The 22,121-nt window shown below is 63.6% G+C and carries 23 protein-coding genes; 22 read left to right on the top strand and 1 reads right to left on the bottom strand.

Going from position 1 to position 22,121, the window contains the following annotated elements; all coding sequences use genetic code 11:
• The first annotated feature begins 23 nt into the window (after positions 1 to 23).
• From C2L64_RS06065 to C2L64_RS06100, 8 genes are all read left to right on the top strand, one after another.
• Positions 24 to 854 carry a 3',5'-nucleoside bisphosphate phosphatase gene (locus C2L64_RS06065; RefSeq protein ID WP_007580399.1) on the top strand — a complete coding sequence of 277 codons (831 nt, stop codon included), beginning with the start codon at positions 24 to 26 and terminating at the stop codon, positions 852 to 854.
• Between the two features lie 86 nt (positions 855 to 940).
• Positions 941 to 1,576, top strand: a complete 636-nt coding sequence (locus tag C2L64_RS06070; protein WP_007580400.1) for an L-threonylcarbamoyladenylate synthase — start codon at positions 941 to 943, stop codon at positions 1,574 to 1,576.
• 58 nt (positions 1,577 to 1,634) lie between these two features.
• Complete coding sequence (locus C2L64_RS06075) at positions 1,635 to 2,297, top strand: site-2 protease family protein (RefSeq protein WP_007580401.1); 663 nt, start codon at positions 1,635 to 1,637, stop codon at positions 2,295 to 2,297.
• Between the two features lie 9 nt (positions 2,298 to 2,306).
• Positions 2,307 to 3,509 (top strand): tryptophan--tRNA ligase, encoded by a 1,203-nt coding sequence (locus C2L64_RS06080; protein ID WP_007580402.1) that lies wholly within the window; start codon positions 2,307 to 2,309, stop codon positions 3,507 to 3,509.
• Positions 3,509 to 4,126 carry a class I SAM-dependent methyltransferase gene (locus C2L64_RS06085; protein WP_090835863.1) on the top strand — a complete coding sequence of 206 codons (618 nt, stop codon included), beginning with the start codon at positions 3,509 to 3,511 and terminating at the stop codon, positions 4,124 to 4,126. The genes C2L64_RS06080 and C2L64_RS06085 overlap by 1 nt, the downstream gene beginning before the upstream one ends.
• A 42-nt stretch (positions 4,127 to 4,168) precedes the next feature.
• Positions 4,169 to 5,077: a 4-hydroxy-tetrahydrodipicolinate synthase gene (dapA, locus tag C2L64_RS06090; protein ID WP_007580404.1), complete on the top strand. Its 909-nt coding sequence runs from the start codon at positions 4,169 to 4,171 to the stop codon at positions 5,075 to 5,077.
• 104 nt (positions 5,078 to 5,181) lie between these two features.
• Positions 5,182 to 6,336 carry an outer membrane protein assembly factor BamC gene (gene bamC, locus C2L64_RS06095; RefSeq protein ID WP_007580405.1) on the top strand — a complete coding sequence of 385 codons (1,155 nt, stop codon included), beginning with the start codon at positions 5,182 to 5,184 and terminating at the stop codon, positions 6,334 to 6,336.
• Positions 6,337 to 6,344: 8 nt separating this feature from the next.
• Positions 6,345 to 7,118, top strand: a complete 774-nt coding sequence (locus C2L64_RS06100; protein WP_090835862.1) for an MBL fold metallo-hydrolase — start codon at positions 6,345 to 6,347, stop codon at positions 7,116 to 7,118.
• A gap of 92 nt (positions 7,119 to 7,210) precedes the next feature.
• On the opposite strand, the gene C2L64_RS06105 is transcribed toward C2L64_RS06100, so the two are convergent.
• The gene (locus C2L64_RS06105) at positions 7,211 to 7,909 is read right to left on the bottom strand and encodes a Bax inhibitor-1/YccA family protein (protein WP_007580408.1); all 699 of its coding nucleotides are present in this window, start codon (positions 7,907 to 7,909) and stop codon (positions 7,211 to 7,213) included.
• Positions 7,910 to 8,222: 313 nt separating this feature from the next.
• Here C2L64_RS06105 and ndk point away from each other — a divergent pair, with 313 nt between their 5' ends.
• The 14 genes from ndk (at position 8,223) to C2L64_RS06175 (ending at position 21,994) form a co-directional block, all read left to right on the top strand.
• Positions 8,223 to 8,648: a nucleoside-diphosphate kinase gene (ndk, locus tag C2L64_RS06110; RefSeq protein ID WP_007580409.1), complete on the top strand. Its 426-nt coding sequence runs from the start codon at positions 8,223 to 8,225 to the stop codon at positions 8,646 to 8,648.
• A gap of 108 nt (positions 8,649 to 8,756) precedes the next feature.
• Positions 8,757 to 9,905, top strand: a complete 1,149-nt coding sequence (gene rlmN, locus C2L64_RS06115; protein WP_007580411.1) for a 23S rRNA (adenine(2503)-C(2))-methyltransferase RlmN — start codon at positions 8,757 to 8,759, stop codon at positions 9,903 to 9,905.
• Positions 9,906 to 10,114: 209 nt separating this feature from the next.
• Positions 10,115 to 11,200: a helix-turn-helix domain-containing protein gene (locus C2L64_RS06120; protein WP_007580414.1), complete on the top strand. Its 1,086-nt coding sequence runs from the start codon at positions 10,115 to 10,117 to the stop codon at positions 11,198 to 11,200.
• Positions 11,201 to 11,325: 125 nt separating this feature from the next.
• Positions 11,326 to 12,627, top strand: a complete 1,302-nt coding sequence (gene ispG / locus C2L64_RS06125) for a flavodoxin-dependent (E)-4-hydroxy-3-methylbut-2-enyl-diphosphate synthase (protein WP_007580416.1) — start codon at positions 11,326 to 11,328, stop codon at positions 12,625 to 12,627.
• Positions 12,628 to 12,658: 31 nt separating this feature from the next.
• Positions 12,659 to 13,999, top strand: a complete 1,341-nt coding sequence (gene hisS / locus C2L64_RS06130) for a histidine--tRNA ligase (RefSeq protein WP_086910547.1) — start codon at positions 12,659 to 12,661, stop codon at positions 13,997 to 13,999.
• Between the two features lie 76 nt (positions 14,000 to 14,075).
• Complete coding sequence (locus tag C2L64_RS06135; protein WP_090835861.1) at positions 14,076 to 14,702, top strand: tetratricopeptide repeat protein; 627 nt, start codon at positions 14,076 to 14,078, stop codon at positions 14,700 to 14,702.
• Between the two features lie 68 nt (positions 14,703 to 14,770).
• On the top strand, positions 14,771 to 15,916 hold the full coding sequence (gene bamB / locus C2L64_RS06140; RefSeq protein WP_007580421.1) for an outer membrane protein assembly factor BamB: 1,146 nt from the start codon (positions 14,771 to 14,773) through the stop codon (positions 15,914 to 15,916).
• 275 nt (positions 15,917 to 16,191) lie between these two features.
• Entirely contained in the window at positions 16,192 to 16,329 is a 138-nt protein-coding gene (locus C2L64_RS06145; protein WP_158660488.1) for a hypothetical protein, read from the top strand.
• Positions 16,329 to 17,669 carry a ribosome biogenesis GTPase Der gene (gene der / locus C2L64_RS06150; protein ID WP_007580424.1) on the top strand — a complete coding sequence of 447 codons (1,341 nt, stop codon included), beginning with the start codon at positions 16,329 to 16,331 and terminating at the stop codon, positions 17,667 to 17,669. The genes C2L64_RS06145 and der overlap by 1 nt, the downstream gene beginning before the upstream one ends.
• Positions 17,670 to 17,859: 190 nt before the next feature.
• The gene (hfq, locus tag C2L64_RS06155; protein ID WP_007580427.1) at positions 17,860 to 18,096 is read left to right on the top strand and encodes an RNA chaperone Hfq; all 237 of its coding nucleotides are present in this window, start codon (positions 17,860 to 17,862) and stop codon (positions 18,094 to 18,096) included.
• Between the two features lie 58 nt (positions 18,097 to 18,154).
• Positions 18,155 to 19,399, top strand: a complete 1,245-nt coding sequence (hflX, locus tag C2L64_RS06160; RefSeq protein WP_007580428.1) for a GTPase HflX — start codon at positions 18,155 to 18,157, stop codon at positions 19,397 to 19,399.
• 30 nt (positions 19,400 to 19,429) lie between these two features.
• Positions 19,430 to 20,830 carry an FtsH protease activity modulator HflK gene (gene hflK / locus C2L64_RS06165; RefSeq protein WP_090835860.1) on the top strand — a complete coding sequence of 467 codons (1,401 nt, stop codon included), beginning with the start codon at positions 19,430 to 19,432 and terminating at the stop codon, positions 20,828 to 20,830.
• Positions 20,831 to 20,841: 11 nt separating this feature from the next.
• Positions 20,842 to 21,759: a protease modulator HflC gene (hflC, locus tag C2L64_RS06170; protein ID WP_079485009.1), complete on the top strand. Its 918-nt coding sequence runs from the start codon at positions 20,842 to 20,844 to the stop codon at positions 21,757 to 21,759.
• Between the two features lie 43 nt (positions 21,760 to 21,802).
• Positions 21,803 to 21,994 carry a DUF2065 domain-containing protein gene (locus tag C2L64_RS06175; protein ID WP_007580434.1) on the top strand — a complete coding sequence of 64 codons (192 nt, stop codon included), beginning with the start codon at positions 21,803 to 21,805 and terminating at the stop codon, positions 21,992 to 21,994.
• Positions 21,995 to 22,121 lie beyond the last annotated feature (127 nt).

Raw genomic sequence — 22,121 nt, forward strand, 5'->3', positions numbered from 1 at the left:
CGGATCACGCTATCCATAAAACGATGAACGCCGATCTGCATTGCCATTCCACCGTTTCCGACGGCGCTTTCGCGCCCGCCGATGTCGCGCGCCGCGCGCATGCCGGCGGCGTGACGCTGTGGGCGCTCACCGATCACGACGAAATCAGCGGTCAGGTCGAAGCGCGCGAAACGGCCGAAGCACTCGGCATGCAGTATTTGAGCGGCGTCGAAATTTCGGTGACATGGGCGTCGCGCACCATTCACGTGGTCGGCCTGCATGTCGATCCTGCCTGCAAGGATCTCGTCGAAGGGCTCGAGCGCACGCGCAATGGCCGCGCCGCGCGGGCGGAAGCGATCGGCGAGCAGCTGGCCACGCTCGGCATTCCCGACGCGTACGCAGGCGCACTGAAGTTCGTGTCGAATCCCGACATGATTTCGCGCACGCACTTCGCGCGCTTCATGGTCGAGAGCGGCTACGCGGAAAACACGCAGGACGTGTTCAACCGCTTTCTCGGCGACGGCAAGCCGGGCTACGTGGCGCATCGCTGGTCGAAGCTCGCCGACGCCGTCAACTGGATCCGGGTGTCGGGCGGTGAAGCGGTGATCGCGCATCCGGGCCGCTATGCCTACACGCAGACCGAGTTCGACGCGCTGTTCGCGGAATTCATCGATCTTGGCGGCAAGGCAATCGAAGTCGTGACGGGTAGCCACACGCCCGATCAGTATCGCGAGTATGCGGACGTCGCGCGCCGCTTCGGCTTTGAGGCATCGCGCGGGTCCGACTTTCATGCGGCGGGCGAAGGCCGCGTCGATCTCGGCAGTTTGCCGCCGCTGCCGTCCGATCTGAAGCCAGTCTGGGAACGTTGGCTGTAAGCTCTGGATTCGCGTGCTGCGCGGTCACGCGCGCTGCATGAGCCTTTGCTTGCTGTCTGCCGATTCCCGACCTTCTGACCGACATCATGTCCCAATATTTTCGGCTTCACCCGGACAATCCGCAGCCGCGGCTGATCAAGCAGGCGGCGCAGATCATCGAAGGCGGCGGCGTGGTCGCGCTGCCGACGGATTCCAGCTACGCGCTCGCGTGCCAGCTCGACAACAAGGATGCTGTCGACCGCGTGCGGCGCATTCGCGGCCTCGACGATCGGCAATTGCTGTCGCTGCTCGTGCGCGATCTGTCCGAGCTGGCGAACTTCGCGCTCGTCGACAATCGCCAATACCGTCTGATCAAATCGGTGACGCCGGGTCCCTACGTGTTCGTGTTGCAGGCGACCAAGGAAGTGCCGCGGCGCCTGTCGCATCCGTCGCGCAAGACGATCGGCCTGCGCGTGCCCGACCACGCGATCACGCTCGCCATCCTCGAAGAACTCGGCGAGCCACTGCTCGGCTCGACGCTGATCCTGCCGGGCGAGACGCAGCCGCTGAACGATCCGGAAGAAATCCGCGAGAAACTGGAAAAGCAACTGGATCTGGTGATCGACGGTGGCGCGTGTCCGTGCGAGCCGTCGACGGTGATCGACCTGACGGGCGAAGAGCCCGTGCTGGTGCGGCCGGGGCGCGGCTCGCTCGCGCCGTTCGGTCTTGAAGAGACGGCATAAAAATCACATGAACGAAAGCCGACAGTGCCGCAAGGCGCCGTTGTTACAATAGAGCGATATGGATTCCTCCCTGATACAGACCATCGTCGTCTACGCATTACCGGTGATCTTCGCGATCACGCTGCACGAGGCGGCTCACGGCTACGTCGCGCGCATGCTCGGCGACAACACCGCGTACGTGCTCGGCCGCGTGTCGTTCAATCCGATGCGGCACATAGACCCGATTGGCACGATCGTGATTCCGCTCGTGCTGTACTTCGCCACGAGCGGCGCATTCATGTTCGGCTACGCGAAGCCCGTGCCCGTCGCGTTCGGCAACCTGCGCAATCCGCGCTGGGGCTCGATGTGGGTCGCGCTCGCCGGGCCGTTGTGCAATTTTGCGCAGGCGCTCATCTGGGGCATATTTGGTGTCGCGCTCGCAGCGATGAATGTCGACGAGCCGTTCTTCACGCGCATGGCGGGTGCGGGCGTCGGCGTGAACCTGGTGCTCGGCGTGCTGAACCTCTTTCCGTTGCCGCCGCTCGACGGCGGCCGCGTGCTGACGGCGCTGTTGCCCGTGCGCCCGGCGATGGCGCTCGCGCGCATCGAGCCATACGGATTCTTCATCGTGATGGCGCTCGTGATGACGGGCACGTTGACGCGCTACTGGCTGCGTCCGCTCGTAAATATCGGCTATGAGGCCGTGACGGTTATCCTGACCCCTCTCGTTTCGCTTCTATAAATCAAAACCATGTACCCCGACCGTATCTTCTCCGGCATGCGGCCTACCGGCTCGCTGCACCTCGGCCACTATCACGGCGTGCTAAAAAACTGGGTGCGTCTGCAATCCGAGTACCCGTGTTTCTTCTGCGTGGTCGACTGGCATGCGCTGACGACGCACTATGAAACGCCGGAAGTCATCGAGAAGAACGTCTGGGATGTGCTGGTCGACTGGCTTGCTTCGGGCATCGATCCGGCGCAGGCGACGCTGTTCATCCAGAGCCGTGTGCCAGAGCACGCCGAACTCTCGCTGCTGCTCGGCATGAGCACGCCGCTCAGCTGGCTCGAACGTGTGCCGACCTACAAGGAGCAGATCGAGAAGCTGCGCGACAAGGACCTCGGCACGTACGGCTTCCTCGGTTATCCCGTGCTGATGGCCGCCGACATCCTGCTGTACCGCGCGTCGCTCGTGCCCGTCGGCGAGGATCAGGTGCCGCACGTCGAAATGGCGCGCGAAATGGCGCGGCGCTTCAACTACATGTACGGGCGCGAACCCGGCTTTGAAGAAAAAGCGAACGAAGCCGCGAAGAAGCTCGGCGGCAAGCGCTCGAAGCTTTATCACGAACTGCGCGTCGCGTATCAGCAGGAAGGCCACGAAGAAGCGCTCGAAAAGGCGCGCGCGATGTTGTCGGAGTCGCAAAGCCTGTCGATGAGCGATCGCGAGCGCCTGTTCGGCTACCTCGAAGGCTCGCGCAAGATCATCCTGCCGGAGCCGCAGGTGCTGCTGACGGAAGCGTCGCGGATGCCCGGCCTCGACGGCCAGAAGATGTCGAAGTCGTACGGCAACACGATCGGCCTGCGCGAAGACGCTGAGACGATCACGAAGAAAGTCCGCACCATGCCGACCGACCCGGCGCGCGTGCGCCGCACCGATCCGGGCGATCCGGACAAGTGCCCGGTATGGCAGCTGCATCAGGTCTACACCGACAGCGAGACGCACGAGTGGGTGCAGAAGGGCTGCCGCACGGCGGGCATTGGGTGCCTGGAGTGCAAGCAGCCGGTGATCGAAGGCATTCTGCGCGAGCAGCAGCCGATGCTCGAACGCGCGCAGAAGTACATGGATGATCCGTCGCTGCTGCGCGCGATCGTCGCCGACGGCTGCGACAAGGCGCGCCGTTTCGCGTCGGAGACGATGCGCGACGTGCGCGAAGCGATGGGCCTGTCGTACACCTGATGACGGACGGCCAGAACCCAGGCGCGTCGGGCGCAAGCCATGCGGCGATCGGTGAGCCGTCGCGCTGGGTGAAGCGCTGGGCGCACCTGGTCGAAGCGGGCGGTGCGGTGCTCGATGTGGCATCGGGAGCTGGGCGGCACGCGCGGTTTTTCGCGTCGCGCGGCCATCCCGTTACGGCAATCGACCGCGATGCCGCCGCTCTGGAGTCGATGAACGGCGTGGACGGCATCACGGCCGTCGCCGCCGATATCGAAAACGGTCCGTGGCCGCTGCCGGCGGATTCGCAATTCGCGGCCGTCGTCGTCACGAACTATCTGCACCGTCCGCTCTTCCCCCAATTGCTGGGCGCGCTGGCGCCTGGCGGCGTGCTGATCTACGAAACGTTCGCGAAGGGCAACGAAACGGTCGGCAAGCCTTCGAACCCCGCTTTTCTGCTCGCGCCCGGTGAGCTGATTGACGCGGTGCGCGGACTGTTACGTGTCGTTGCATTTCAGGATGGATTCCTCGCGGAGCCGCGTCCCGCCTACGTGCAGCGCATTTGCGCGGTGCGCGAGCCGGATGGGTCGGTCGAAACGAAAGATACGGGTGTTCCCCCGCGTTACGATCTGACCGGTTAATCCGCTACAATCGCAGTTTATTGAACAAATTCATGGCGTTTCATGGCTAACGGCACTCAGCAAGACGGCGTCGCGATTCGCGGCAGCATTCCCGCCATCATCACTCCGATGCTCGAAGACGGCAGTCTCGATCTCCCGGCCTTCCGCAAACTGGTCGACTGGCACATCGAAGAGGGTACGAACGGTCTGGTCGTGGTCGGCACGAGCGGCGAGTCGGCGACGCTGTCGGTCGAGGAGCACGTGCTGATGGTCCGGACGGCCGTCGAGCAGGCAGCCGGCCGCATCCCCGTGATCGCGGGGGCGGGCGCCAATTCGACGACGGAAGCCATCGAGCTGACCGAGCAGGCGAAGAAAGTGGGTGCCGATGCCACGCTTCAGGTCGTGCCGTACTACAACAAGCCGACGCAGGAAGGCATCTACCGCCACTTCTCGAAAATCGCCGAAACGGTCGATCTTCCCGTGATCTTGTACAACGTGCCGGGCCGCACGGTCGCGGACATGTCGAACGAGACCATCCTGCGTCTCGCTAACGTGCCGGGCATCATCGGCGTGAAGGAAGCGACGGGCAACATCGATCGCGCTGCGCATCTGATCAAGTCGGCGCCCGCGCACTTCGGCATCTACAGCGGCGACGATCCGACCGCGATTGCGCTGATGCTGCTGGGCGGCCATGGCAATATCTCGGTGACGGCAAACATCGCGCCGCGCCTGATGAGCGACCTGTGCAAGGCCGCGCTCGCAGCCGACGCGAAGACGGCGCGCGAAATCCATCTGAAACTTCTCTCGCTGCACAAGAACCTCTTCATCGAATCGAATCCGATTCCCGCCAAGTGGGCGTTGCAGCAACTGGGCCGCGTCAAGGGCGGCATCCGTCTGCCTCTTACGCCGCTGGACGCGCGTTACCACGACGTGGTTCGCGCCGCGCTGCGCGAGGCTGGGCTGCTCGGCTGAGCGTCTGACATTTCAGGCGCCTCCCGGCATTTTTTCAACTGACGTCGATATCGCCCACGGTCCGCACCGATCCAGGCAGCGCGTTTAGCTTCACGAAGGACCCCATGAAACGTTCCGCACTTTCCCTCCACGCAACGCGCCTGGCGGCGCTGACGCTTGCGGCTGGCTCGATCGCGTCGCTTTCTGGCTGCGAGTCGCTGAACGACATGCTCGCGTCGGACCGAGTGAACTACAAGGCAACCGCGAGTGCGCCGCCGCTCGCCGTGCCTAGCGATCTGTCCGCTGCGCAAATCGACCAGCGCTACGTGGCGCCTCCTGCAGGCGCGGCGCTCGGCGGCGCGCCGCAACGCGCGAAGACAGCGGCGGGCAACCTGACAGAAGGGGTGCCGAGCGCGCAAGACCCGCTGGGCATGCACATCGAGCGCGATGGCGACCGCCGCTGGCTCGTCGTGGACGGACGCTCACCGGAACAGCTGTGGCCGCAGTTGCAGGAATTCTGGACCGAGAACGGTTTCTCGCTGAAGACGGATGCGCCGACCACGGGCATCATGTCGACCGACTGGGCGGAAAACCGCGCCAACATTCCGGACGACTGGTTCCGCCGCACGATCGGCAAGGTCGTCGATTTCGCGTACTCGTCGGGCACGCGCGACAGCTTCCGCACGCTGGTTTCGCGCGATTCGAGCGGCACAGGCGCAACCGATATCTCGATCACGCACTCGGCGATGGAAGAAGTGCTGACGGGACAGGACAAGACCTCGTCGCGCTGGGTCGAGCGTCCGCGCGATCCCGCGCTGGAAGCCGAGTTCCTCGCCAAGCTGATGCAGAAGTTCGGCCTCACCGACGCGCAATCGAAGCAACTGCTGACGGACGCGCGTCCGTCGACGGCGCAGGCGCAGCTCGACAAGAGCGCGGGCGGCGCCACGCTCGACCTGCCTGAATCGTTCGATCGCGCGTGGCTGCGCGTCGGCCTTGCGCTCGACCGTACGAACTTCACCGTCGACAACCGCGATCGCGAAAAGGGCATCTACTACGTGCGCTACGCGGATTCGATGCAGGAACTCAAGCGCGACGGTCTGTTCGGCAAGCTGTTCTATAGCGACAAGAGCGCGAAGAAAGACAGCCACGAATTCCTCGTCAACGTGCGCTCGAAGGGCGACGCGATGACGCAGGTTGCCGTCGTCGACTCGAATGGCCAGGTGGATACGTCGTCGGACGCGCAGCGCATCGTGTCGCTGCTGCATGCGCAACTGAACTAAGGCGGGTCGTGCGATTCGCCAGTCTGGGAAGCGGCAGTGAGGGCAATGCGTTGCTGGTCGAAGCTCAAAGCGGTGTCACGACCACGCGCATCCTGCTGGACTGCGGCTTCTCGGGCAAAGAAGTCGCCCGGCGGCTGGAGCGGCTGGGCGCTGGCGTCGACGAGCTCGACGCCATTCTCATCACGCACGAACACAGCGATCACATCGGCAGCGCGCTGACACTGGCGCGCAAGCTGTCCATTCCGTTGTACATGAGCTGGGGCACCGCGCGCGCCGTGGGCGCCGACGAAGCCGATGTCGATCTGCATGTGCTGTGGGGCGACGAAACCGTCGCGATCGGCGATCTGAGCGTGCTGCCGTACACCGTACCGCACGACGCGCGCGAGCCGCTGCAATACATATTCTCCGATGGTGCATCGCGCCTGGGCGTGCTGACCGACGTCGGCACGTCGACGCCGCACATCAGCGCGGTGCTGAGCGGTTGCGACGCGCTCGTGCTGGAATGCAATCACGATGTGCAGATGCTGGCGGGTTCGCGCTATCCGCCGTCGTTGAAGGCGCGGATCGGCGGTAATCATGGGCATCTGAACAACGACGCGGCGGCGGAGATTCTCGCGTCGCTCGATCGCTCGAAGCTGCGGCATCTTGTGGCGGCGCATCTGAGTCAGCAGAACAATCTACCTGAGCTGGCCCAGGCGGCGATGGCTGGCGTGCTAGGCGCGGCGGCAACAGAAGTGGTGGTGGCGACGCAAAGCGAAGGGTTCGGCTGGTTGAGCCTTTGAGCATCGCCGCTCGCATGGCGCCTTGAAATGAAAAACGCCCGTGACGATTGCTCGTCACGGGCGTTTTGTTTTAGCTAACGATCAGCGTTCGATCAGTTACGGTTGCCGCCGAAGATGCCGAGGAGCGCCAGCAGGTTCACGAACACGTTGTACAGGTCGAGATAGATCGCGAGCGTCGCCGTGATGTAGTTCGTCTCGCCGCCGTTCACGACGCGCTGCACGTCGAACAGCATGTAGGCCGAGAAGATCACGATCGCGAGCACCGACACCGTCAGCATCAGCGCAGGCAGTTGCAGAAACACATTCGCAACCATCGCCAGCAGCAGCACGATCACGCCGACGAACAGCCATTTGCCGAGGCCCGAGAAGTCACGCTTGCTGACTGTGGCGATCGTCGCCATCGCGGCGAAGATCACACCAGTGCCACCGAAGGCGAGCATGATCAGCTGCGGCCCGTTCGAAAAGCCCAGGATGAAGCTCAGCAGGCGCGACAGCATCAGGCCCATGAAGAACGTGAAGCCGAGCAGCACGAACACGCCGACGGAGCTGTCCTTCGTCTTCTGGATCGCGAACATGAAACCGAACGCGATGGCGAAGAACGCCAGCATGCTCATCGCCGGGCTGGTGGCGGCGAACAGCGAGAAGCCGGTGGCGACGCCCACCCACGCGCCGAGGACGGTCGGCACCATCGACAGCGCGAGCAGCCAGTAGGTGTTGCGCAGTACCCGGTTGCGGGTCTCGGCCGTGGTGACGCTGCCGCCCCGGCCAAAGGTATTGGGATAATCGTTCATGGTTTCTCCTTGCGTCAGACGCAGTGTTGCGACGTGGCTTGCAACGGTTTTTGTACGGTGCCGGCTGGCAGTTGCCGCCGTCACGCGAACCCACACCCCTAAGATTAGCGGCGTAGCGGGGAGTTTCAATGCGGCGCACGACACCGTGCGATTACATTGTGTTACCCCATTCTTAGCGCTGACTTAAAGGGCTTGGGCGACTCCAACTTCGACCTTACAGTATCGTAAGGGTTCAATCGCAATCATACACTGGAACATGCTACAATAGCGGATTCATTTAAATCTGTAACCTCTTAAATTTTCTGGAGTTTTTATGGCGATCGAACGCACCCTGTCGATTATCAAGCCGGACGCAGTGGCCAAGAACGTGATCGGCCAGATCTACAGCCGCTTCGAAAACGCTGGCCTGAAGATCGTGGCATCGCGCATGGTTCATCTGTCGCGCGCTGACGCAGAGAAGTTCTACGCTGTGCACGCAGAACGCCCGTTCTTCAAGGATCTGGTTGAGTTCATGATCTCCGGCCCGGTGCAGGTTCAAGTTCTGGAGGGCGAAGGCGCCATCCTGAAGAACCGCGATCTGATGGGTGCAACCGACCCGAAAAAGGCCGACAAGGGCACGATCCGCGCTGACTTCGCTGACAGCATCGACGCGAACGCAGTCCATGGCTCGGACGCAGTGGAAACGGCACGCGGCGAAATCGCGTTCTTCTTCCCGGAAGTCAACGTCTACTCGCGCTAAGCGCTTCGTAGGACAGCAGTAATCGCAGCAGGAGCGGGCGCGAGCGGCATACGCGTTCATGCAGCTTGTTGCATGAACGCAGTCTCGCACTGAATGGCAGGATTCGATATGACGAGCAGTCCCACCGTCAACCTTCTCGATCTCGACGCCGCTGGCCTCGTCGCGTATTGCGACAGCCTCGGCGAGAAGCCGTTTCGCGCCAAGCAATTGCAGCGCTGGTTACACCAGTACAACGCTGCCGACTTCGACGGGATGACCGATCTCGCGAAGTCCTTGCGCGAAAAGCTGAAAGGGCGTGCATCCATCACGATGCCGCCCATCGTCAGCGACCATATTTCCACCGACGGCACACGCAAGTGGCTCGTCGACGTCGGTAACGGCAATGCCGTCGAAACCGTCTTCATCCCCGAAGAAACGCGTGGCACGCTGTGCGTGTCGTCGCAGGCGGGGTGCGCCGTCAACTGCCGTTTCTGTTCGACGGGCAAGCAAGGTTTCTCACGCAATCTCAGCACGGGCGAAATCATCGGCCAGTTGCGCATGGCCGAATTCGCGCTGCGCGCGTCGCTCGGCACGGCCGGCGGGCGCGCGACGGGCGGTGAGGGCAAGGGCGAGCGCGTCGTCACGAACGTCGTGATGATGGGCATGGGCGAGCCGCTGCTCAATTACGACGCCGTCGTGCCGGCTATGCGGCTGATGCTCGACGACAACGCCTACGGTCTGTCGCGCCGGCGCGTCACGTTGTCCACCTCGGGCGTCGTGCCGATGATGGACCGGCTCGGCGCCGATCTGCCTGTGGCACTCGCCGTTTCGCTGCACGCGCCGAACGACGCGCTGCGCGACGTGCTGGTGCCGCTCAACAAGAAGTATCCGCTGCGCGAGCTGATGGCCGCGTGCCAGCGGTATCTGAAAGTCGCGCCGCGCGACTTCATCACGTTCGAATACTGCATGCTCGACGGCGTGAACGACAGCGAAGCGCACGCACGCGAGTTGCTGGCCGTCACACGCGACGTGCCGTGCAAATTCAACCTGATTCCGTTCAATCCGTTCCCGGAATCGGGGTTGTTTCGCTCGAAAAACGAGCAGATCAAGCGTTTCGCGCAAGTGTTGATCGACGCTGGGGTCGTCACGACAGTGCGCAAGACGCGCGGCGACGATATCGACGCCGCCTGCGGTCAGCTGGCAGGCGCAGTCAAGGACCGCACGCGCCTGGCTGAGCGCACCGGCAAGTCGAAGGTCATCGAAGTTCGCGCCGTGTAAGGCCCGCGACAGGCGAAAAGGGGCGGCATGCCAGCAAGCCTCCTCTTCGGGTGCGCCGTGTCGCGTGATGTGAAAAGAAAGTTTGCAAAAGCGATCGGAAGCGGCACGCACAGCCGCACATTTTGTTATAAACGGTCTGCGAAACCGGGCGAGGCAAAAAGCCGCCCGTTCGCATGAGTGATAAAAGAATCGACGCGAAAGGATTTGGGATGAGTGAGCCGCAGCACCCGCAACCGCACGACATGGATACGCATTCGGATCGACCGCTGCCGGCGGCCGTGCCGGCAGCCGTGCCGACCGGGTTCGACTCGCTGGGCGCCGTCGGCGCGCGGCTTGCGCAGTTGCGCGAGTCAAAAGGCTGGTCGGTCGAGGACGTGTCCGCGCGCCTGAAGGTTTCGCCGGGCAAGCTGCGCGGGCTCGAAGCGGGCGATCTCACCCAGTTGCCGGACACCACGTTCGCGCTGGGCGTCTTGCGCAGCTACGCAAAAATGGTGGGTGCCGATCCCGCCCCGATGACGCAGGCATTGCGTCGCGAAAAGGGCGTGCCGGAACCTGCGCTGACCATGCCGGCATCGGCGGGCACGGATCTGCCGCGCGGGAAAGTATCGCTGTCGCTTGGCGGCGGCGCGCCGCGCCGCCGTTCGTGGATGTGGGGCGTCGCGCTCGCCGTGGTGGTGCTGATCGCGCTCGCCATGTGGCATACGAACAATGGTGACTCGACCGCGTGGCTTGCGCGTCTGAAGGGTATCGCCGGCAGTGCGGCGTCGACGGAAACGGCATCGTCGAGCGCAGCACAGGCCGCAAGCGGTTCGGCTGTGACAGGCGAAATCAGCGCGTCGGATTCGGCGGCGCAAACGGATACGCAAGCGGCCGCTGAAGGCGCGTCGGCGACGCCGATGCCCACGCCGCTTCCGATGGCAGGCGTTGCGCCGGCATCGACGGTCGCATCGGCATCGACGCCGGCTGCTGCGGCGCCGAAGGCTGCGAGCGCGGCGCCGGCCGTCGCGGCGGCTGCGTCGGCGAGCGAGTCGCCGGTCGCGCCGGAAGGTTCATCGACGGTCGCGCTGTCGGTCAAGCAGGACAGCTGGTTCAGCGTGCGCCAGAAGGACGGCAAGGAAGTATTCTCCGGACTCGTGCACGCGGGTGAAAGCAAGGAAGTCAGCGGCGTGCCGCCGCTCAAGGTGACGCTCGGCAACAAGGCGGGTCTGGACTCGATCACGCTGGACGGCCAGCCGGTCGATCCGGCCAAATATGTGTCGGCGAAGGGCAATGTGGCACGCTTCGCGCTGCCCTGACGTCAATTCAATCGTGTGCGTCGCGGCTTTTGGGGCCGCGGCGCTTTTTCAATTCACGCGCCGTATTTCTCAACGGGGCCGGACACTTTCCGGGCGGTGAGCAGGCGGTGTAAGCGGGTTTATCGATGCACTCCGATCAAGTGAAATCCAGCAGTCAGATTGTTTCGACCGTGCCGGTGTTCGGCGGTCACGCGCCGCGTCGCCGCTCGAATGCGGTCGACGTCCGTTGGGGCGGCCAGCTCGTGACGATCGGCGGCGACGCGCCCGTGCGCGTGCAGTCGATGACGAACACCGATACGGCAGACGCGATCGGCACGGCAATCCAGATCAAGGAACTTGCGCAGGCTGGCTCGGAACTCGTCCGTATCACGGTCAACACGCCGGAAGCGGCAGCTGCCGTGCCCGCAGTTCGCGAGCAGCTTGACCGTATGGGCGTCACGGTGCCGTTGGTCGGCGATTTCCACTACAACGGCCATCTGCTGCTGCGCGACTATCCGGGCTGCGCCGAATCGCTGTCGAAGTACCGGATCAATCCCGGCAACGTCGGCCAGGGTGCGAAGCGCGACACGCAGTTCGCGCAGATGATCGAAGCGGCCGCGAAGTACGACAAGCCGGTGCGGATCGGCGTGAACTGGGGCAGTCTCGATCAGGACCTGCTCGCGCGGATGATGGACGAAAACGCCACGCGCGCCGAACCGTGGGAAGCGCAAAGCGTGATGTACGAAGCGCTGATCCAGTCGGCGATCGGCTCGGCGGAACGTGCTGTCGAACTCGGCCTTGGGCGCGACAAGATCATCCTGTCGTGCAAGGTGAGCGGCGTGCAGGATCTGATCGCCGTGTACCAGGAACTCGCGCGCCGTTGCGACTTCGCGCTGCACCTTGGCCTGACGGAAGCGGGCATGGGATCGAAGGGCATCGTCGCTTCGACGGCGGCGCTCTCCGTGCTGCTGCAGCAGGGCATCGGCGACACGATCCGTATCTCGCTGACGCCGGAACCGGGCGCATCGCGCACGGGCGAAGTGATCGTCGGCCAGGAAATCCTGCAGACGATGGGCCTGCGCTCGTTCACGCCGATGGTCATCGCGTGCCCCGGCTGTGGCCGCACCACGAGCACGCTGTTCCAGGAACTCGCATCGCAGATTCAAACGTATTTGCGCACGCAAATGCCGATGTGGCGCGACACATATCCCGGCGTCGAGAAGATGCACGTCGCCGTGATGGGTTGCATCGTCAATGGTCCGGGCGAATCGAAGCACGCGAACATCGGTATCAGCCTGCCGGGCTCGGGCGAAAATCCGGCCGCGCCCGTGTTTGTCGACGGCGTGAAGGTCAAGACGCTGCGCGGCGAACACATCGCGCAGGAATTCCAGCAGATCGTGAGCGATTACGTCGAGCGCACCTACGGTCGCGCCGAAGCGACGAACTGATTCGCTCCCCATCCAATCGTCAAGTAGACAGATGACTGAACAGAAGAAGCAGAAGCTCGACAAGTTGTCCGGCGTGAAGGGCATGAACGACATCCTTCCGCAGGACGCCGGCTTGTGGGAATTTTTCGAATCGACGGTCAAGTCGATGCTGCGTTCGTACGGATACCAGAATATCCGCACGCCGATCGTCGAGCACACGCAGCTCTTCACGCGCGGTATCGGCGAAGTGACCGACATCGTCGAGAAAGAGATGTACAGCTTCACCGACGCGCTGAACGGCGAAAACCTGACGATGCGTCCGGAGAACACGGCTGCCGTGGTGCGCGCATCGATCGAACACAACATGCTGTACGACGGCCCGAAGCGCCTGTGGTACATCGGCCCGATGTTCCGTCACGAGCGTCCGCAGCGTGGCCGTTACCGGCAGTTCCACCAGGTGGGTGTCGAGGCGCTCGGCTTCGCCGGCCCGGACACGGACGCTGAGATCATCCTGATGTGCCAGCGTCTGTGGGACGACCTCGGGCTGACGGGCATCAAGCTCGAAATCAACTCGCTGGGTCTCGCTGAAGAGCGTGCAAAGCACCGCGTCGAACTGATCGCGTATCTCGAGAAGCACCTCGACGTGCTCGACGAAGACGCGAAGCGCCGTCTGCACACGAACCCGCTGCGCGTGCTGGATACGAAGAATCCGGCCATGCAGGAAGTCGCGCAGAACGCACCGAAGCTGATCGATTTCCTCGGCGAGGAATCGCGCGCGCACTTTGAAGGGCTGCAGCGCATCCTGAAGGCGAACAACATTCCGTTCACGATCAATCCGCGTCTCGTGCGTGGTCTGGATTATTACAATCTGACTGTGTTCGAATGGGTCACGGACAAACTCGGCGCGCAAGGTACGGTCGCAGCAGGCGGCCGCTACGATCCGCTGATCGAGCAGCTCGGCGGCAAGCCGACGGCGGCGTGCGGCTGGGCAATGGGCATCGAACGCATTCTCGAGCTGCTGAAGGAAGAGAATCTCGTGCCCGAAGCAGAAGGGTGCGATGTGTACGTCGCGCACCAGGGCGATGCGGCCCGCGAGCAGGCGTTCATCGTCGCCGAGCGTCTGCGCGACACGGGCCTCGATGTGATTCTGCATTGCAGTCCTGACGGTCAGGCGTCGAGCTTCAAGTCGCAGATGAAGCGCGCGGACGCAAGCGGCGCGGCGTTCGCCGTGATCCTCGGCGAGGATGAGATCGCGAACGGCACGGCTGGCGTGAAGGCGCTGCGCGACACATCGCAAAGCGACGGAAAGAGCGAGCAACAAACGGTGCCGCTCGAAGACTTGACCGAATATCTAATCAATGCGATGGTTGCGTCCACCGAAGACGACGACTGATCGCGGCGTCATTCGACGGGCCGCACCGGTTGCGGCCCCATTCATATAAAGCACCAGGAAAGGAAAACGCGTCGCGATGAGTTACCACGACGAACAAGAATCGCTTGAAAGCCTGAAAGCATGGTGGGCGCAGTGGGGGAATGGCGTCACGTGGATCGTGCTGGTCGCGCTTGTTGCGGCCGCCGGCTGGAACGGCTGGAACTACTGGCAGCGTCATCAGGCAGCGGAAGCAGCCGTGCTGTACGACCAGGTTCAGCAAGCCACGACGGGCACGGACAAGGCGGCCATCACGCGCGTCGCGACCGACATGGAAGACAAGTTCAGCGGCACGGCTTACGCGCAGATGACGGCGCTCGCAGCCGCGAAGGCGCTGTATGCTGCAGGCGACGAACCGGGCGCGAAAGCGCAACTGCAATGGGCCGTCGACCACGCGAAGGACGACGAATTCAAGCAGATTGCGAAGCTGCGTCTCGCGTCGCTGCTGCTCGATGAAAAAGCCTATGACGCCGGTCTCGCGCTGTTGAACGATCCTTCGGATGCGTTCAAGGGCGTCGTCGCGGATCGCCGCGGCGACCTGCTCGCCGCGCAAGGCAAGCGCGACGATGCACGCACTGCCTACAAGCTCGCGCTCGACTCGCTGCCGAAGAACGATGCCTCGGCCCGTCAACTGATCCAGTTCAAGCTCGACGCGCTGGGCGGCTGAACGTTGCACGCCGCTGCAACGTCCGCCGACAATTTTTGATCAATACAACATACATGCTTCGTTCACCGATGAATCTGCTGAAACGTTACGCTGTGCCCGTTGCCTGTGCGATGACCCTGCTTGCTCTGACGGCCTGCTCATCGTCGAAAGACGAGCGCCGCGTGCCCACGCCGCTCACCGAGTTCAAACCCGTGCTCGACGTGCAGCAGGTGTGGACGTCCAGCGTCGGCAAGGCCGGACGCTATATGTTCTCGCCCGTGACGGTCGGCGACGCCGTGTATGCGGCGGGCGCAAACGGCTCGGTCGCGAAGATCGATGCCAAGACGGGCAAGGATCTGTGGCGCACGAAGGTCGACGGCGACCTGTCGGCCGGCGTCGGCACGGACGGCACGCTGACGGCCGTCGGCGGCCTGAAGGGTGAAGTGTTTGTGCTCGACCAGAGCGGCAAGCTGTCGTGGAAGGGTCTTGCACCGGGCGAAATCCTGTCGCCGCCGCTCGTCGGTAACGGTCTCGTGGTCGTACGTACGGTGGACGGTCAGATCACCGCGTTCAACGCGCAAACGGGCGAGCAGAAGTGGAACTACCGCAACCGCGCGGTGCCGCTGAATCTGCGCGTATCGGCGGGCATGACGTTCGCGGGCGACCAGGCCGTGCTCGCCGGCTTTCCCGGCGGCCAGTTCGCGGCGATCAACCTGCAGACGGGCGACGCCTACTGGACGACGCCTGTGTCGTATCCGAAGGGCGTGACGGAAGTCGAGCGTATCAACGACGTGACGGGCCCGCCCACGCTGATGGGCGCCGAAACCTGCGCGGTCACGTTCCAGGGTCAGCTTGGCTGCTTCGACGCCAACTCGGGTCGCGCGCTGTGGGAAAAGGCATTCTCGAGCACGAGCGGTCTCGCTCAGGACGACCGTGTCGTGGTCGCGGGCGACGACTGGGCAATCGTGTCGGCGTTCGACGCCAACACGGGTAAGCAACTGTGGCGCAACGACCAGCTGAAGAGCCGTGACGTCAGCGTGCCGATGCTGCTTGGCCACGCCGCCGTGGTCGGCGACTATCAGGGCTACGTGCATTTCCTGTCGCGCGACGACGGCACGTTCGTCGCCCGTGCGAAGACGGACGGCAGCGCGATCACGGCTGCGCCCGTGCTGGCGGGCGACACGCTGATCGTGCAGACGCACGACGGCGATCTGTACGGTTTCCGTCCGCGTTAAAACGTAGTTGGGCTGTGCGGCGCGTCCTGGACGGCGCGTCGTGCGGTGAATCCAGGCCGGCTTTGCCGGCCGCACTTTTTTTGATGGCGTCCCGATTTTGATCGGGACGAGCGCGGAAGAAGCATGCCGCCCCACATCATCGGGACCGCCAGTCAGGCTGCACAGGCGGTCATCCAGCACGCGTCGCGTCATCACGCGCGATCCAGGTGGCGCCGATCGGGTCGCATGAGCCACTGGGCGGACCCACGCAGGCAGCCAACCTGAAATCCGTTCGCATGCGCAAGCTCCGCGCGTTCGAATTGGGTCAAATTCGTGATAATTTTCGTCAAACGCAGCCGTGCAACGGCCGCATGGCGTTGCCAGCGCGGCAGATCGACCGTTCGATGCCGCGCCTCACTGTGAACAAGATCTGATGAAACCCGTTATTGCCCTCGTCGGGCGCCCCAATGTGGGGAAATCCACGCTGTTCAACCGGCTCACGCGTTCGCGCGATGCGCTGGTCGCCGATCTGCCCGGCCTCACACGCGACCGTCACTACGGTGAAGGCCGCGTCGGCGGTGAGCGCCCGTATCTCGTGGTCGACACGGGCGGCTTCGAACCCGTCGCGAAGGACGGCATTCTGCATGAGATGGCGCGCCAGACGCGTCAGGCCGTCGAGGAATCCGACATCGTCGTGTTCATCGTCGACGGCCGCAATGGCCTCGCGCCGCAGGACAAGTCGATCGCCGACTACCTGCGCAAGACGGGCCGGCCCATTTTCCTCGTCGTCAACAAGTCCGAGGGGATGAAATACACGTCGGTGGCCGCCGACTTCTACGAGTTGGGCCTCGGCGACCCGCGCGCGGTTTCCGCTGCGCACGGCGACGGCGTCACGGAAATGATCAACGAGGCGCTCGACGTCGCGTACGCCGGCCAGCCGGAAGAGAGTGACGAAGAGAAGGCGCAGCACGGTGTCAAGATCGCGATCGTCGGGCGGCCGAACGTCGGCAAGTCGACGCTCGTCAACACGCTGATCGGCGAAGACCGCGTGATCGCGTTCGACATGCCGGGCACGACGCGCGACTCGATTTACGTCGACTTCGAACGGCAGGGCAAAAAATACACGCTGATCGATACGGCCGGCCTGCGCAAACGCGGCAAAGTGTTCGAGGCGATCGAAAAATTCTCGGTCGTGAAGACGCTGCAGTCGATTTCCGACGCCAACGTCGTGATCCTGCTGCTCGACGCGCGCCAGGACATTTCGGAGCAGGACGCGCACATCGCGGGCTTCGTTGTCGAGCAGGGTCGGGCGCTCGTGGTCGGCGTGAACAAGTGGGACGGGCTCGACCCGCATGTGCGTGAGCGCACCAAGGCGGATCTTCAGCGCAAGCTAAAATTCCTCGAGTTCGCCAAGTTCCACTTCATTTCTGCAGCGGAAAAGACGGGAATTGGCCCGTTGATGCGCTCCGTAGACGACGCGTACAAGGCTGCGATGACGAAGCTGCCGACGCCGAAGCTCACGCGTGCGCTGATCGAAGCTGTCGAGTTCCAGCAGCCGCGCCGCCGCGGTCCCGTGCGTCCAAAACTGCGCTACGCGCACCAAGGGGGACAAAATCCGCCGATCATCGTGATTCACGGCAACGCGCTCGACGCTGTGACCGATACGTACAAGCGCTACCTTGAAAACCGCTTCCGGGAAACTTTCGCGCTGACGGGCACTCCATTGCGAATAGAGTTTCGTTCGACGACGAATCCGTACGCGGACAAGGGCTGATACAGGCGTTCAACGCAGGCCGGTTCATGGCTTGAAATCCGGCCTGAAACCCGCATGTACATTGGGTCCTGGCCGAACGGCCAGGCAAAGCGCTGGTCAATAAAAATCGGCTATAGTGTAGCGATTGACGGCGGATTTCTTTTTCTTCGCCGGCAATAAAGTCAACCTGCAAAAAAACACGGAGTTTGCTATGAGCAACAAAGGGCAATTGTTACAAGACCCGTTTTTGAACGCACTGCGTAAAGAGCACGTGCCGGTCTCGATCTATCTGGTCAACGGCATCAAGCTTCAAGGGAACATTGAATCGTTCGACCAGTACGTCGTGTTGCTCCGGAATACGGTGACCCAGATGGTCTACAAGCACGCTATCTCGACTGTCGTGCCTGCCCGTCCGGTGAATTTCCACCCGGATTCCGAATCGTCCTAACCTCTCGTCGCGGCCGGTCGAGCGTCGTCCGCAGGCGACACAGCCCGGCCGCTTCATTTTGACATCCACCAATTTGATCAACGCAGCGCTTGTCGGCATCGACTTCGGAAAGATCGATTTCGAAGCCAGTCTCGAAGAACTCAGCCTGCTCGCGCAAAGCGCGGGTGCCCATCCAGCCGTCACCCTCACCGGTCGCCGTTCCAGTCCCGATGCCGCGATGTTCGTCGGCAGCGGCAAGGCCGAAGAGTTGCGCCTCGCGTGCGAGGCGAACGACATCGACATCGTCATCTTCAACCACGCACTTGCGCCGGCGCAGCAGCGCAATCTGGAGCGTACGCTTAACAGGCGCGTGGTCGACCGCACCAGCCTGATCCTCGATATCTTCGCGCAACGCGCGCGCAGTCACGAAGGCAAGCTCCAGGTCGAACTCGCACAATTGCAATATCTCGCCACGCGGCTGATTCGCGCGTGGACCCACCTGGAGCGGCAAAAGGGCGGTATCGGCCTGCGCGGCCCGGGTGAAACGCAGCTCGAAACCGACCGCCGGCTGATCGGCGAGCGCATCAAGATGCTCAAGGGGCGGCTCGAAAAGCTGCGCCGCCAGCACGGCACGCAGCGGCGCGCGCGGGCGCGTAATCGCACGATGTCGGTGTCGCTGGTCGGCTATACGAACGCGGGCAAGTCGACGCTGTTCAACGCGCTGACCAAGGCGCAGGCGTACGCCGCCGACCAGTTGTTCGCCACGCTCGATACGACTTCCCGCCGCGTGTATCTCGGCGAAGAGGTCGGGCAGATCGTCGTCTCGGACACCGTAGGATTCATCCGCGAGTTGCCTCACCAACTGGTGGCCGCTTTCCGCGCCACGCTCGAGGAAACCATTCACGCGGACCTGTTGCTGCATGTCGTCGATGCGTCGAGCGCGGTGCGGCTCGATCAGATCGATCAGGTCAACGACGTGCTGCGCGAGATCGGCGCGGATACGATCCGGCAGGTGCTCGTGTTCAACAAGATCGACGCCGTGCCCGAACTGGCGGCCCGGGGCGACGCGGTCGAGCGGGACGAGTATGGTAATATTTCGCGCGTCTTTTTGAGCGCGCGCACGGGGCAAGGGCTGGACACACTGCGCGCTGCCATCGCCGAAATCGCAACTGCCGAACATCTGCCGGAGTCTGACGGTCTACTGTCGGAGAGAGGCCCGGAAGCGGCGGCACCTCATCAAGAGCAACGCGATGATGCAGGCGAAGACCACCGCGAAGACCGCAAGATCCCAGACACGGGCGCTGACCCGTTCCAATTGCATTGACCCGCTGTCTACTCTGGTGAACGAACACAGGTGAACGATTACAACGAGCGGAGTATCTGGCTGCGTCTGCGCGGCATGTTGTCGCTGAACGACCCGCGCTGGGGCCGGGGCGAAGGCAATGGCGATCGCCAGCGTCTGAACGATTCGAAGCGTCCGCCCAACGGCAAGGACAGCGAAGGTCCGCCCGATCTCGACGAAATGTGGCGTGACTTCAACCGGCGTCTGTCGCGCATGTTTGGCCGCAAGGGCGGCAACGGCGGCGGTCCGCGTCCGGACAACGGGCGCGGCGCGCGCATCGGCGTCGGCATCATCATCGGCGTGCTGATTGCGATCTATCTCGGCAGCGGCGTGTTCGTCGTGCAGGACAACCAGGCGGCCGTGGTACTGCGTCTGGGGCAGTTGCGCGGCACGGTCGGGCAGGGCGTGCACTGGCGTCTGCCGTATCCGTTCGAATCCCATGAAACCGTCAACGTGGGCCAGGTTCGCTCGGTCGAGATCGGCCGCAACAACGTGGTGCGTCTCGCGAACGTGAAGGACGCGTCGATGCTCACGCACGACGCCGATATCGTCGACGTGCGCTTTGCCGTCCAGTACCAGATCCGCAAGCCGACCGACTATCTGTTCCGCAGCGCCGACCCTGATCAAAGCGTCACCCAGGCCGCGCAGGCGGCGGTGCGGGAGATCGTCGGCTCGCGCAGCACGAGCGACATCCTCTATCAGGACCGCGAGGCCATCCGCGCGCAACTGACGGAAGCCATCCAGCATTCCCTGGACGAATATCACACGGGGCTCGCCGTCACGGGCGTGACGATCCAGAGCGTGCAGCCGCCCGATCAGGTGCAGGCCGCGTTCGACGACGCCGCAAAGGCGCGGCAGGATCGCGAGCGTGCAAAGCGCGACGCGCAAGCCTACGCGAACGAATTGCTGCCGCGCACGAAGGCGGAAGCCGAGCGCATGATCGATGACGCGAAAACCTACAGTGACCGCGTCATCGCGCAGGCGCAAGGCGATGCCGAGCGCTTCAAGGAAGTCTATGCGCAGTATTCGAAGGCGCCTGCCGTGATCCGCGAACGTATGTACCTGGAAACGATGCAGCAAATCTACTCGAACACGACGAAGGTGTTCGTCGACAGCAAGTCGGGCAGCAACGTGCTGTACCTGCCGCTCGACAAGCTCGTCGAGCAGACGCGTCAGCGCGTGGCCGAATCGGCTGCGGCCAGTGCCGCATCGGCGGCGCAGGCTGCGCAGCCCGCACAAAATGCACAGAGTGCTCAGGGTGCACAAGCGGCGGCGCAGGGCGGCAACACGCCCGCGATCATCACGCCGCCCGCCGCGCCCGTCAGCAGCGCAAGCCAGGCAGCCGCCGCAAGCGACGCCTTCCGTTCGCGTGATTCGTTCCGCAGCCGCGGCCGCGAAGACGATCTGCAATAAGGAGCGCGAACATGAACAAAATTGTTGCGCTCGTCGTGGCCGTCGTGATCGTGCTGTTCGCGGCGTCGTCGATGGTATTCGTCGTTGATCCGCGGCATATGGCCGTCGTCTCCGCTCGCGGCGACGCCGCGCCCACGCTCGCGGGCCCCGGCCTGCACGTGAAGCTGCCGCCGCCGCTACAGACGGTGACATCGGTGGACACGCGCATCCAGTCGCTGGATGCACCCGACGAAGACCGTTACGCCACGTCCGATAAAACGGATCTGCTGGTGAACCCCGTCGTCAAATTCCGCGTGTCCGATCCCGTGAAGCTGGTCACGGAAACCAAGGGCGACGTGCAGAGCCTGCCTGACCGGCTCGCGCTGCTCACGCGCGGCGCGCTCGGCGACGCGTTCGCGAAATACACGCTGACCGACGCGCTCGCGAAGCAGGACGCGATCGCGACTCAGGCGCGCGACGGTATGCAGAAGGGCGCGGCGTCGCTGGGCGTCGACGTCGTCAACGTGCAGTTCACGCGGCTCGATTTCCCGGCTGCGATGGCCGATTCCGTCTACAAGCGCATGATTGCCGCGCGCCAGCAGGTGGCCAATCAGGAGCGTGCGGACGGCGCAGCCGAAGCGGACCGCATCAAGGCGGACGCCGCGCAACAGCAGCAGGCGGTGCTCGCCGACGCGTACAAGCAGGCGCAGGCGACCAAGGGCGAGGGCGACGGCAAGGCTGCGTCGATTGCCGCCGAGGCGTATGGCAGCGACCCGCAGTTCTATCAGTTCTACCAAAGCATGCAGGCGTACAAGAACAGCTTCAAACCCGGCGACGTGATGGTCGTCGACTCGAGCAACGATTTCTTCCGCTTCATGCGCGGGCCGGACGGCGGAGCCGCCGCCGTTCAATCGTCTTCCGGCGCGTCGACGGGCGCGCGCAAACACTGATAACTGGAACGCCGCGGCATACGGATCGCGGCGGCCTCATCGCATGGACATAGCCGGCTCGTTATTGCTCGCGATCGCACTGATGCTGATCATCGAGGGGATGTTCCCGTTCGTGTTTCCGAGCGCCTGGCGCGACACGTTTCGTAGAATAGCGGAGCGCCCGCCGCACCACATCCGGATCGGCGGGCTGATCGTCATGGTGCTCGGGCTGCTGTTGCTGTTGATCGCGACCTGACCGGGCGCCATGCGATGCCGGGCGGCACTCACGAGGTGGCGTCCGTTTCCGGACACTGCGTGCAGCACGCGCCATGCGTCGTAATGCGCCAAGTGTCGTTCACTTTGCCGGCCATCACGGCCGGCCG

This window comes from Paraburkholderia hospita (assembly GCF_002902965.1).
Classification (GTDB): Bacteria; Pseudomonadota; Gammaproteobacteria; order Burkholderiales; family Burkholderiaceae; genus Paraburkholderia; species Paraburkholderia hospita.